Consider the following 12,759-nt stretch of genomic DNA (forward strand, 5'->3'; position numbering starts at 1 on the left):
CGGCAGTCGTTGGCGTGCGCTGGCAGCCCCAAAGCTGGGCAGTCTCGTTGGATCGATCGAACGACCCAACGGCCACGTCTCACAGGGAATGGTCGTTCAGAGGGAGGCAAGGGATGGCACGCCGAAATCGGCGAGTCGGCGTGGGGAGCGTACGCACGGTTGGCCTGGTCGTCGCGTTGCTCTCGGGATCGTCGGGATTCGGGCAAGGTGTGAACATCCACCCGGAATTGAGTTCCAGCGGGCCACTCGCTCCGGCTCGTCCCGAACTTGCCGGAGTGGGAGTGCCGCTGGCATCACCTCAGTCGGAGCGGATCGAACCCGGTACGGGCTGGAATGGGATATCAAACTCGTTGAGCAATACGGCCGTGCCGATTACATCCATTGATCAGTTGCTCCGAATGGATCGTGGGGCGCTCGACGTTTTGTACCAGAGTTCGGGCGCCGCACCGATGCCCGTCGGCAAGGTGAAGGGGCGAGTCATCCTCTATCCAGGCACGGGACTGACACGGCCGGCGTCCAAGGTGGCCAGGTTGATGTGGCAAGGTAAGATTTTCAAGAATGAGCAGCCGATGGCGGTGAACCGTTTTTTCGGCTTGAAAGTCATCAAGGCTAATGTCTACCAGGATCAAAGCTGGTTGGATGGCCGGCCTTCGCTCATTCTCGACTATAGCCAGACGTCCCGCCTCTATGCTCCCTACCGCGATGAAATCCGCGAGGTCGGCCCGGGCATCTTCTTGGGCCTGATGTACTCACGGACCCAGCCCGACCCGACGCTCAAGATGTACTTTGCGCTGGAAGCTACGCGTTAAAGTATTTGAAACTGTTCACGCCCTAGTGGGGATGAGCGAGGGGGCATGTCGCCTGAGCGGTGGGCGGCAGGATTCGATGATCGTGAGCATTCGTTCGACGAATCGGCTGCGGGTCGCCGAGTCGGTGCCGAACCTGGTCTTGCGCCGCTATCGTGGCTTTGACTCGACGAGACGGGACGCTGTGCTTGGCCGTGAGGCTGATCGGAGTTGCCGTGGCTAACGAGGTCTTGGTCGAGGATTGGACGCCTGGGCGGAAACTTTGGCTCAAGACGCCAGGCCGCTACTCGATGGATGTCGCCGTCGAAATCCTGGGTTGGATCGAGGGTTTCGATAACGTCTCGATCCTCGATCCCGGCTGGCCATCACCCGGCTACGGCAAGTTGGTGGAGGTCGGCATTAAGGTCCAATTCGGCAATATCCAGTTTGCCATAATGTGCAGCTACGACGACATTTTCATCGACCGGATCGCCGGTAACAACCGCAAATTCACGACTCTGTGTGAGGCAATCCAGCAGAAGTTTGTGACAACCTGACCTCCAAGATGTTCCGAGGCACCCAGGAGAGACCATCGTTAGAATTCCGGTCGTGGAATCAGTCGGGTAGCCCGGCGCGGTCCCCTCCCCGGTAAACCTTCACGTCCCGGTACTTGACCTGGATGCGGCGGCCTGAGCATCTTTGAGGCATGGAACGGCCGGGATGCATACCGAGCGAAAAAGAAAAAGGGACAGGCACTACGCCTGTCCCTTTTGCGATTAAGCTTGGCTGAGCGAGCGCTGGGCCAGGAGCAGGGCGCCCTGGACGGGCTGGTTGACGTAGGTGGTTTCGACCTGGTATCCGAGGCTCTTGAGATGCGCCAGGAGACTTGAGGAAACCGAGTTCGAGGACAGGAGAAACCCTCCGGCCAAGGCGAGATGGATGTGGCCGTTCGGCCATCCCAGCGCCTTGGCCACGGCGGCGACGGCCTCGGCGAGTTCGCGACCGGCCGGTTCGAGCAGGACGCGTTCGATCTCGGGATCATCTTCGGCCGCCGCAATGACGTCGGCCGCGAGCGCCGCGATCCGCGCGCGATCGAAGTCGGGCGAATAGATTGTGGCGACGAGCCGGGTGGGACTATCGATGCCAAGCGCGTGGCAGAGCTGGTCCGTGAGGGCGTCGGCAGGGTGCGGTTGGTTGTCGCGGCCGTCGAAGCGGCGGGCGACCATGCGGAGCGCCTGCAAGGCCACCGCGTAACCACTCCCTTCGTCACCCAGGAGGGGGCCCCAGCCACCGGCTCGAGCCGACCGGCCATCGGCCGTTCGACCGACGGCGATCGAACCGGTGCCCGCGATGACCCCGAGTCCCCACCCTTCGGGGGTTCCCGCGGCGATCACGAGCTCGCCGTCGTTGGCGAACACCAGGTGGTTCGACCAGCGCGATTCCCCATTCCAGGAGTTGAGCACCTCGCGATCGGCGGCGCGGTCGAAGCCGGCGAGTCCGAGGCAGGCCGCCGCGACGGGCCGCTGGGACAGACCCGATTCCGCGAAGGCCAAGGCGATCGCCTGGTCGAGCGCCCACCGCGCGGCCACGGGGCCGACCGTCTTGATGTTCGACGGACCGGCCAGCCCGCGCCCGAGAACCTTGCCCGAGGCATCGGCCAACCAGGCCGATGTCGAGGTGCCACCGCCGTCGATTCCGATCAGGAGGGGAGACGTCATCGCGGGTCGACCCCGGTTTGTGCCATGACCGCCGCGCGGACCTGGCCGCCGTGCGAGTCGAGAAGGGCCTGGGCCTGGTCGGGCTCCACGCCGGCCATCGCTGCCACCAAGGCACGCTTCAACTGGCCCGAGGAGCGTCGGAGCAAGTCGGCCGCCTGTTCATCGTCGAGTCCCGCGATCTCGCGCAGGATCCGCCGCGTTCTGATCCGAAGCTTCTCATTGCTCGGCTGCAAGTCGATCATCTGGTTGCCGAAGGTCTTGCCGATCCGAACCATCGCCCCGGTCGTGATCATGTTCAGCACGAGCTTGGTGGCCGTTCCCGACTTCAGGCGGGTCGAGCCGGTGATCACCTCGGGACCGACCAGGAGTGCGATCTCGAGGTCGACCTGCGCTCCGAGCAAGCTCGGTCGATTGCAGGCGATCCCGACGGTCGAAGCGCCCAGGGCCTTCGCCTGTTCGACCGCACCCAGCACGTACGGGGTGCGGCCCGACGAGGCGATGCCGACGACCAGATCGAGGGCCGTGATCGAAAGCGCCAGCAAGTCGGCGGCCCCTTGGGCCGGGTCATCCTCGGCCCCTTCCACGGCTCGAGTCAACGCGGTCGGCCCCCCCGCAATCAGGCCGACCACCATCGAAGGAGGAACGCTGAAGGTCGGCGGGCACTCGGACGCATCAAGGACCCCCAGCCGTCCCGAAGTTCCCGCCCCGACATAAATCAGCCGCCCACCCCGTCCGAATCGATCGGCCGCCCACTCGATTGCGGTCGCGATCGCGTCCGACTCCGCGCGTACGGCTTCGACCGCCTTGGCGTCCTCGGTAATCATCAAGGCGACGAGATCCCGCGCGCTCAGCCGGTCCACGGCCTCGGACTCGGGATTCCTCGCCTCGGTCAGTAAACGATCTTCAAGAAGCATGGGACGCTGTCTCTCTCGTGCGAATCAAAAAAAGATCCAATAAAATCATTTGTACAGAAGATAGTGCTCGCGGATCGTGCGGAACTGGGCCAGCTCCTCTTCCCAGAGCGCGCGGATGGCCTTGCCGTCTTCACCTTTCAGGAGCGCGTTGTAGGACGCCCGATCGGCGATGAATTTGAGGAGGCCGTCGTGCTCCCAGCTCTCGGGGTAGAGCTCACGCAGCACCACGGCCAGTTCGATTCCCAGGGCGAGGGGATCGAACTGGTCTCGGGAGGTAATGAAAATCTGCACGCCACCGCATTCTTTGCCCGCGTACTGCCGCTCTTTCGGAGTGAACTGGTTGGGCACGAATCGAACGCCGGGGAGGCCGCGGCCGTTGAGGGCCGCGGAAAACTCGCGGGCGTCGATCCAAGGGGCGCCCAGACGCTCGAACGGGGTGTCGGTTCCGCGACCGGTGGCCAGGTTGGTCGCTTCCAGCAGGCCGACTCCGGGGTACAGGAGCGCCTCGGTCAGGCTCCTCATGTTCGGCGACGGGTTGATCCAGGTCAGGCCCGTCCAGTCGAGGAGATCCTCGCGCCGCCAGCCTTCGCAGGCGATCACGGTGAGGTCGGCCCCGATCTTCCGCTCGGCATTGAAGAGCCGGGCCAGTTCCCCGACGGTCATGCCGTGGCGGACCGGAATCGCGTGATGGGCGATGAACGCCTCGAAGCCATCATCGCGGACCGGGCCCGAGACCGCGACGCCGCCGATCGGGTTCGGGCGGTCGAGGACGATGAGCGGGATCCCGTTCTCCTTGGCGGCCTCGACGATCAAACCGAGAGTGCTGATGTAGGTGTAGAAGCGGACCCCCACGTCCTGGATGTCGTAGACGAGGACGTCGATGCCCTCGAGGTTCTCTTTCGACGGCTTCCGCGTTTTCCCGTAGAGACTCAGGATCGGCAGGCCGGTCTTTTCGTCCTTACTATCGCCGACCTCGGCATCGACCAGGCCGCGGATCCCGTGCTCGGGGCTGAACAGCGCGACGAGCTTGACCTCAGGAGCATTGGCGAGGACGTCGATCGTCGGGACGCCGTCCTTGGTCCGGCCCGTGTGGTTGGTGACGAGCCCGACCCGCTTGCCCCGGAGGGACTCGAACTTCGACTTCACGAGCATGTCGATTCCGCAGTCGACCGGATGCAGGTGGGTCTCCCCCGACTCTGGAGCCTTGGGGCGATCGAGGATCGCGGCCGACGCCAGAGTGGCGACCTCGGTGCGGATCGGACCGGAGTTTCCTTTGGCACCGAACGGGTGGAGCCGACTGGTCAGGATGATCACGTAGGTTTGGGTCGCGGGATCGACCCAGATCGACGTGCCGGTGAACCCGGTATGGCCGAAGCTGCCGGCACCAAAACCGCGCCCGCGGGGATGGCTGAACGGTGTTTCCACGTCCCAACCGAGTCCTCGACGTTGTCGGGCAGGTGTATTGCCCGGGTCGATCATCGCCTGGACCGTCTCCGGCGCGAGAACAGCTTTGCCGTCCTGTCCCTTACCGCCGTCGAGGAGCATTTGAGCATAGATTGCCATGTCGTCGGCCGTACTGAACAATCCGGCGTGGCCCGCGACGCCGCCGAGGGCGCGCGCCCTCGGGTCGTGAACCACTCCGCGGATCCAGCTCCCCTCTTCCTTCTCGGTCGGAGCGCACCGCGCGAGGTCGATCGCGGGATTCGGCTTGTTCCCGTCCGCCAGGGGAGCGTACCGGCTGTCGGCCATGCCGAGCGGCTCGAAGATCGACGCGTGGGCGTACTCATTCAGGGGTTTGCCCGAGACCCGTTCCACCAGGCGTCCCAGGACCAGGTAGTTGACGTCGCTATAGAGGAAACGCTCGCCGGGCGTGGAGTGGAGCTCCTGCTCAGCGATTCGCTCCCAGGCCTTGTCGGTTCCGTCGGCGTAGTCCTTGATCGGGTTGTCCGCGATCAGGCCGGTCCGATGGCGGAGCAGATGCTCGACGGTGATCGCCTTTTTGCCGTGGTTGTCGAACTCGGGGAGATAGGTGACGATCGAGTCGCCCAGCTTGATCTTGCCTTGCTCGACGAGGCGCATCACGGAGGTTGCGGTGGCCACCGGCTTGGTGAGCGACGCCATGTCGAAGATCGTGTCGCGTGTCATTGTCTCGGCGGTCGGTTCGACGCTGCGCTGGCCGTACGCTTTGACGTAGGCGACTTTCCCGCGGCGGCCGACGAGCACGACCGCGCCCGAGACCTCCTTACGTTTGATCGCACGCTCGACGGCCTGGTCGATCCGGGCCAGCCGCGCCGCGTCGAGTCCGACCGCGCTGGGCTCGGCTTCCGGAAGCGCGGCCCGCGCGGCGAGTGGGCTGGCGAGGAGGGAAAATAGCAGAAAGAGGCGAGCGGCATTCATCATTCAAATCTCGTTCTGGAGGTTCGGATCGATGATTTTCCGGGGTGCGGCGGGCATCACGAGGCTCACCGCCATGCCGACGGCGACCACGGTGGTCGAGCCGACCAAGGCGTACCAGGGATAGGCCAGCTTCGTGCCGAAGGCGGCGAACGAGACGGCGACCAGGCCCGCGAGCATGCCGATGAAGGCCGAGGCCTGCCCCGCGCTCCGAGAGACCAGGCCGAGCAGGAACAGGCCGAGCAAGATTCCGGTGACGAAGCCGGCGACCGCCAACGCGTTGTCGACGACCGCCTTCTCCAAGCTGATGGCGGCGATGGCCACGCCGATCTGGACGATGCCCCAGAAGGCGGTCAGCCCCTTCGACAGTCGCAGCAGATTTCGTTCCTCGGTTTTGGGGAAGAGCGGGCGATAGAGGTCGTTGACCGTCGACGAGGCCGAGGCGCTGAGGGCGCCCGAGACCGTGCTCATCGTGACGGACAAGATCGCCGCGATCACCAGGCCGAGCACGCCGGTGGGGAGGTAGCGGATGATGAATGAGGCAAACTCTTCGTCCTTCGTGGGGAGGACGGGTGGGGGTGAGTGCTGATAGAGCACGAAGAGCCCGACCCCGATCACCAGGAAAAGGGCGAACTGAAGGAGGATCACCCCGCCGCTGGCGATCAGGGCCCAGGCGGCCTCACGCTGCGAACGTGCGGAGAGGTAACGCTGGACCATCATCTGATCGACCCCGTGCGACCCGGTGTCGAGGACCAGGGCACCAATCAGCCCGGCCCAGAAACCGTAGGCGATCGTCAGATCCGGGGTGAAGTCGAACACCCGGAACTTGTTCGCGGCCATCCCTTCCTTCAGAATGGTCGTCCATCCCCCGGGAACCTCGCCGACCAGGATCGCAAGTGCCACGATCCCGCCGAGGATGTAGATGAAGAACTGGAGCACGTCGGTCCAGACGACTGCCTTGATCCCACCCAGATATGTGTAGCCGATTGTGAATAGCCCGATCGTGATGATCGCGCCTGGCATTTCCCAGCCTGAGGGGACCGGGTAACCCTGGGTGGCGAGATACATCTGCCGGAGCACTTTGGCGGCGAGGAAGAGCCGGAGTCCGGAAGCGACCGTTCGCGTGACCAGGAACAGGACCGACGCCGCCTTCTGGGTCGCGCCTCCGAACCGTTCCTGAAGCACCTGGTAGGCGGTAAAAATCTCTCCCTTGAAGTAGGCCGGGAGCAGGACGATTGCGACGAAGAATCGCGCGAGAATGTAGCCGATCGCGAGTTGCAGGAAGGTCATGTTGCCGCGGTAGGCAATGCCTGGCACGCTCAAGAACGTCACGGCGCTCGTCTCGGTGGCGACGATGGAGATCATCACCGCCCAGCCGGGAATATTACTCTCGCCGAGGAAATAACCCTTCAGGCCCTTGGAACCAGAGCCAAGCCAGGCCCCCAATGCAGTACAGCCGATGATGTAAACAACGATCACCCCCAGATCGAATGGGTGCATGACGACTCCGGTGCGGAGACGTGTCCAGGGAGGTGAGCGAATGCCTCCGCCCGAACACGTCGGAAGGGTCTTAATTTACCACGGCGAAGCGCGAATTTACAATTACACCCCGTGAGCCGACCGCGTTGGGATTGCACTCGACTTGTGAATTCGTGGCCCCCTTTTTCGTTATGCAAGATCAATCGATTACCCCCTCTCGCAAATCGTCCGGGACTCAGATGGTTTGCGTTTGCATAATTAAACAGCTTTCTAAATCTTGTAGGGTGGGCACGGCCCGCCATCTCTGTTTTCTTGTGGGGGCGGGTCGGCTTCAGCTTGCCCCACGCCGTTTGACAAGAGGCTTGCGGGACCGGGGCTCTCTTGGTTCTCAGGGCGAAACCTGGTGGGCCGTGCCCACCCTGCAAGAAATCAGCCATGTTTCTCGCGCACGATCTGTAAGGTTTGAAGCCCCGTCATCAAGAACGATCGCTTCGACGCCATCCGGTTGGCAAAACAAGGCGTGGTTGCGACAATTCCTTGAATGCCGGACGTTTGCTTTTTTCGCTGAGAGGTCGGGTTCGAGGGAGCACCGATGCCGCCAGCCTCCGTGTGCCCGAAATGCCACAACCCATTGCCCGATGATGCACCGCTTGGGCTTTGCGTGCCTTGCATGCAGGGTCTGTTTTACGACGACCAATCGGGAACCACGGTCAAATTACCGCGCTGGGGGGAGGTTGTTCGGCGGACCGATGGCGATGTCTCGGACCGATCGGTCGAGGCCCTTGCGTGGTACGACCTGTGCGAGACCGTTTCATTTCGCGAGCGCGCGGGTTTGCCCAGGGGGCAAGGGCCGGGGGCTGGCGAATCGGGTCTGAGCCGATTCGTGAGTGCGGAGACCTTGATGAACTCGCTGGTTCGGCTCGAGCTGATCGAGCAAGCCGAGCTCGACGAACTCCTCAAGCGGTTCCCGGCCGACCTCGATCCGACGAATCCCGAGGAGCTCGCCCGGGGATTGGTGCGGTTCAAGCGTTTGACCGAATACCAGGCCGGGGCGCTGCTCCAGGGGAAATCCAAGGGGCTGGTCATTGATAAGTACCTCATCCTCGATAAGCTCGGCGCGGGCGGGATGGGGATGGTGTTCAAGGCGCTCCACCGGCGGATCAAACGCGTGGTGGCCTTGAAGGTCCTTCCCCCCTCGTTCGCCAAGGATGAGACGGCCGTCCGCCGGTTCCATCGCGAGGCCGAGGCCGTGGCCAAGGTGAGCCACCCCAACGTCGTCGCGGTGCTCGACGCCGATGAATTCAACGGGTTGCACTTCTTCGCGATGGAGTACAGCGCGGGGAAAGACCTGAAGCGGCTGGTGGAGGACCGCGGACCCCTGCCGATTGCCCAGGCCATCGAGTGCATCGTCCAGGCCGCGCGCGGTCTGGGGGCGGCTCACGCCCGCGGGATCTATCATCGCGATATCAAACCCTCCAATTTGTTGCTTGACCCGCGCGGGGTCCTCAAGGTGCTCGACCTCGGCCTGGCTCGGATGGACAAGGGGGCGAACCTCCTGGGGGACGCCGAGCCCGACCCGGAACTGACTCGCCCCGGCATCATCATGGGCACCGTGGCGTTCATGGCCCCCGAACAGGCGTACAATTCTCGATCCGCCGATCACCGTTCCGACATCTACAGTCTGGGCTGCACCCTCTTCTTTCTGCTGACGGGAAGACCCCCCTTTCAGGGCGATACGCTCATGGCGCGGGTGATCGCTCACCGTGAGGAGCCGATCCCGTCCTTGCACGACTCGCAACCCGACCTCCCTCTGGCACTCGACGCCGTACTACGGCGGATGATGGCCAAGGCGCCTCAGGCACGCTACCAGTCGGTGGATGAGCTCATCGCCGATTTGCAGTCGTGCCAAGGCCTCGGCTCCGCTGCGAAGGTTGCTTGGCCGCCGAGCAAGTTGGTCGACGCCAGCTCGCTCTCTGACTTCGGGATCGGAACGAAGTCGTTGCGTCCGTCTCGACCCTGGCTGCTTCGACGGGTCGCGGTCCTCGTTCTCACCATCAGCCTGGCGAGCGTGTTGATGGTTGCGGTCGCTCGGATGCGAGTTGAACCACCGGCTCCGAGCGTGGCGGCGAATCCGTCCCAAGTCGGCCCAAGGCCCGAGCCGGCCGCCAAAGCCATTCTTCCCGAGCCTCCCCCTGCTCTTCCATCCGCGATCGCCCCCCGCGCTGAGCCGTCCCCGCCACCCCTCGTCACCCAGGAGGAGACGAAGGCGGTCCCCGAACCGATCGAGCCGATCGGGGAAATCCGCCGGTTCTCGGGCCACGAGGATCGTCTGGTGGAGAGCATCGCCGTGGCGACTGACGGCAAGCATGCCCTGTCGGCGGGCCTCGATTGCACGGTTCGCTACTGGAACCTCGCGACCGGGGACGAGATCCGCCGCTTCGTTCACGACGGCCCGGTTTTCTCCGTGGCCTTTTCGCATGACAACCGCCTGGCGCTCACTGGCGGTGCCGACAAGGTGATGAGGCTCTGGGATCTGGAGGCCGGCCGGGAACTCGCCCCCTTCACGGGTTTTACCCAGCCGATCTACAGTGTCGCCCTCTCGCCCGACGGGAAATACGCGCTCTCGGGGAGCCGTGATAAGTCCGTCCGTTTATGGGACGTCGCGACACGCAGCGAGGTTTACTCCCTGCTCCTTGAGGGGGCGGTCACGGTGGTGGCGTTCTCCCCCGACGGCGAGCGCGTGCTGACCGGGGGCGAGGACAAGACCGTGCGGGTCTGGAAGCGGCTCTCTCCGCATGAGGCGTTTGATTTCAAGAGCACCGCCAAGGTGCTCTGTGCGGCCTTCTCCCCGGACGGTCATCGCGCCCTCTCGGGGGGCGACGATGGAGCGATCGTCCTCTGGAACCTCGACAGCAAACAGATCATCCGCCGTTGTGAAGGCCCGCGCGATCAGGTCCGCTGCGTTGCGTTCCTACCCGATAGTCGCCACGCGCTCTCGGGAACCAAGGCGGGTCGGCTCATCCTCTGGAATGTCGAGGACGATCGCGAGGTTCATCGCTTCGATGCGACCGCGGGGCGGTTGGGCGTCGCGGTGCTTCCGGATGGCCGGCGCGCCCTGACCTCCGACGATGACGGCTTCGTCCGACTCTGGAAACTTCCCCTCGTTCTCGAGTGATCCGTCAATCCGGCTTCACCGCGATGACCGAGACCGTCCGGAAGACTTGGATTTCGGGATCATGTTCACCTGGGTCAGCGTTAATGTTTCTGCCGCGGGGTCGAGCTTGTACGAGAACTGATTGAGGAAATGGGTCCCCAGCACCGGAGGGGCATCGTAGGCTTCGAGCACCACGACGCACTCGACGTTGGGGATCTTCAACGGTCCCAACTCCACGGATTTGATCGTCGTCCGCTTGGCCCGAAGGGTTTGACCATCCTCCATCAGGAGGTCGAACTCCGGCGAGGCTTCGCTCAACTCGATCTCGAGCGCGAGGGCAGACGCTCTGGAGAGGCGGACAACCTCAATGGCGGGATCGACGACCATCGTCTGGCTCTGACCGTTGATGATGGCATCGACCTGAATGGCCGTCTTGTCGGCCACCAAGGGGAGCTCCACGGTCTGGATCAGTTTCTCGGCTCGCTTCAGGATGTCGACCGCTCCCTTGGGGAGCGGGACCACGATGGCCTTCATCCTCGCTTTCGCCTTCTTGACCGCGGGGTCGTTCTCCAACTGGTCGTGCTTCTCCTGGCTGTCGTCCACCGCCTTGCGAAGGGCGAGGGCATTCTGTACGAACCCATCCCGATTGGTCGCGACGTTCTCGGCGAGTTTCTTACGAACCTCGGCGACCTCCTGCTCGTCTTTCCGCAAGTTCGCCAGCTCGGTTTTTGCTCCGGCCAACTGAGCGGTCAATTGCGCCTTGCGGGTGGCCTGGGTCGCCTTGGCGACTTGCTCTTCGAGTTTCTCGATAGTCGCCGCCAACTCCTCCGCTCGCTTCGGACGCGACTCCTCATCGCGTTGCTGATCCTTCTGCTTGCCCAACGCGTTTCCTAACCGATCCTCGAACGTGCTCGTCTGGAACGCGAGCGAATTGATGTCCTGATCCAGCCCCACCACGAGCCTTTTTCCTTTGTTCGAGGCATGCAAGTCCTTTGACTTGAGCAAGTCAGACCGCATTTTCGCGATGTTGGATCGGTAGTTTTCCACGGGCCCGAGTGCAAATTTGAGGTCGGTCCCCCGATTCAGGTCCTCCAGTGCTGCGATGACTTGTCGGTCGTTCGCGAGGTCGTCATACCGTTTTTGAACCGACTCCGTCGCGACGACCAGCGCTCCCTGGCGCCGCTGGATCTCTCCTTCTTTCGCGAGGGCCATCGAACCGAGCTGATCGTACTCACGTTGCGCTTGAATGAGTTGGAACTGGAGTTCCGCGGCCTGGTATTCGAGGCTCACATTCCGCGATTGGAGGATTTGCCACTGCCTTTGATCATTCAGGTCCTCAAGGTTCGACGACTTGTCGCCTAGCGCATTCGGAGTTCCCTTCTGAGGGGAATCCGCAGTTGCTTGATCGCGAAGTCGTTTTCGCTCGACCTGTCTGGCTTGGAGGGCGGCCATGGTTTGATAACCTTGCCGGCATTCATATTCCCACGCCTGCAAGACCTTCAATTGTCGCGCCGCGGCGATCGTGAGCTGTTCCATTCTCGCCACGATCCGCTCCCATTCCGCGGAGGCCTGCCTGATTCCTTGCAGACCCTGCGTTCTGAGCTCGTCTTCCGCGGCCAGGACGTAAACCTGGCCCGATCGTGACAAGCCTTTCGCGGTGAGTACCTCATCCGGTCGTGGCTTGTCACTTTCGGAGGGCGCGGTTCCAGGGCGATCCATCGGCGGGATCACCACGGGTCTTGGCACTTCAGTCGGAGAGGCCCGAACGACTTCGGGCTGATTTTTTTCGACCGGCATCGACGTCTTGCTCGTCGCCAGCGCGGCGGTCCCGACCTCAATCGGTTCCGTCGCTGGCTCTGGCTCCCGCGCGGGCTCCGATTCCACGACGGCAACGTCAACGGCCGGAGGGATCGGCTTCACGTCGGTCTGGATCGGCTCGGGGGCCGTTACCGGAATCGGCGGCTGAGGGTTTGAGACCGACATCCTGCCGGCAAGAAACCCGACGAGAGTCGTCACGGCAATCAGGGAGCTGAAGACCAGCAACGATCGGGATCGTGAGGACATCAGGGGAGGCTCCGGTTCCGTTCCGAATTGCCAGCTCAGGCGTCACTTGATGCTTGGGGCGTTTCGTTCACAGTGCAAGAGCGCTCGCCCTCACTTAGCCCGCACCCAATAAGGAACGGACTCTGGGGGAAACCAGTCCTCCCGAAGGTTTCGCCGCTTTGGCTGGCAACGATACCGGAAGCCGATTTGCCTGGACCGGGAGGTGCGTGGAACAAAGTTAACTTTATCGGAACCTGACTCCAGAGAGAAGT

The 12,759-nt window shown here is 63.2% G+C and carries 8 protein-coding genes; 3 read left to right on the forward strand and 5 right to left on the reverse strand.

Features of this window, described 5'->3' with window-relative positions; translation table 11 throughout:
- The first annotated feature begins 113 nt into the window (after nucleotides 1-113).
- Both BUS42_RS30820 and BUS42_RS30825 read left to right on the forward strand, forming a co-directional pair.
- Nucleotides 114-809 carry a hypothetical protein gene (locus BUS42_RS30820; RefSeq protein ID WP_074313482.1) on the forward strand — a complete coding sequence of 232 codons (696 nt, stop codon included), beginning with the start codon at nucleotides 114-116 and terminating at the stop codon, nucleotides 807-809.
- Nucleotides 810-1,021: 212 nt separating this feature from the next.
- Complete coding sequence (locus BUS42_RS30825) at nucleotides 1,022-1,342, forward strand: hypothetical protein (protein WP_143206579.1); 321 nt, start codon at nucleotides 1,022-1,024, stop codon at nucleotides 1,340-1,342.
- Between the two features lie 219 nt (nucleotides 1,343-1,561).
- On the opposite strand, the gene BUS42_RS30830 is transcribed toward BUS42_RS30825, so the two are convergent.
- From BUS42_RS30830 to BUS42_RS30845, 4 genes are read right to left on the reverse strand one after another with little or no spacing between them, the layout of a single operon-like run.
- The gene (locus BUS42_RS30830; RefSeq protein ID WP_074313486.1) at nucleotides 1,562-2,503 is read right to left on the reverse strand and encodes an N-acetylglucosamine kinase; all 942 of its coding nucleotides are present in this window, start codon (nucleotides 2,501-2,503) and stop codon (nucleotides 1,562-1,564) included.
- Nucleotides 2,500-3,417 carry an N-acetylmuramic acid 6-phosphate etherase gene (gene murQ / locus BUS42_RS30835; RefSeq protein WP_074313489.1) on the reverse strand — a complete coding sequence of 306 codons (918 nt, stop codon included), beginning with the start codon at nucleotides 3,415-3,417 and terminating at the stop codon, nucleotides 2,500-2,502. The genes BUS42_RS30830 and murQ overlap by 4 nt, the downstream gene beginning before the upstream one ends.
- Before the next feature lie 45 nt (nucleotides 3,418-3,462).
- On the reverse strand, nucleotides 3,463-5,817 hold the full coding sequence (locus BUS42_RS30840) for an exo-beta-N-acetylmuramidase NamZ domain-containing protein (protein WP_074313490.1): 2,355 nt from the start codon (nucleotides 5,815-5,817) through the stop codon (nucleotides 3,463-3,465).
- Nucleotides 5,818-7,311 carry a sodium:solute symporter gene (locus tag BUS42_RS30845; RefSeq protein ID WP_074313492.1) on the reverse strand — a complete coding sequence of 498 codons (1,494 nt, stop codon included), beginning with the start codon at nucleotides 7,309-7,311 and terminating at the stop codon, nucleotides 5,818-5,820.
- Between the two features lie 649 nt (nucleotides 7,312-7,960).
- Here BUS42_RS30845 and BUS42_RS30850 point away from each other — a divergent pair.
- Nucleotides 7,961-10,465 carry a protein kinase domain-containing protein gene (locus BUS42_RS30850; protein ID WP_254053899.1) on the forward strand — a complete coding sequence of 835 codons (2,505 nt, stop codon included), beginning with the start codon at nucleotides 7,961-7,963 and terminating at the stop codon, nucleotides 10,463-10,465.
- Nucleotides 10,466-10,480: 15 nt separating this feature from the next.
- On the opposite strand, the gene BUS42_RS30855 is transcribed toward BUS42_RS30850, so the two are convergent.
- Nucleotides 10,481-12,508 carry a retroviral-like aspartic protease family protein gene (locus tag BUS42_RS30855; protein WP_254053900.1) on the reverse strand — a complete coding sequence of 676 codons (2,028 nt, stop codon included), beginning with the start codon at nucleotides 12,506-12,508 and terminating at the stop codon, nucleotides 10,481-10,483.
- Nucleotides 12,509-12,759 lie beyond the last annotated feature (251 nt).

This window comes from Singulisphaera sp. GP187, from assembly GCF_900129635.1.
Classification (GTDB): domain Bacteria; phylum Planctomycetota; class Planctomycetia; order Isosphaerales; family Isosphaeraceae; genus Singulisphaera.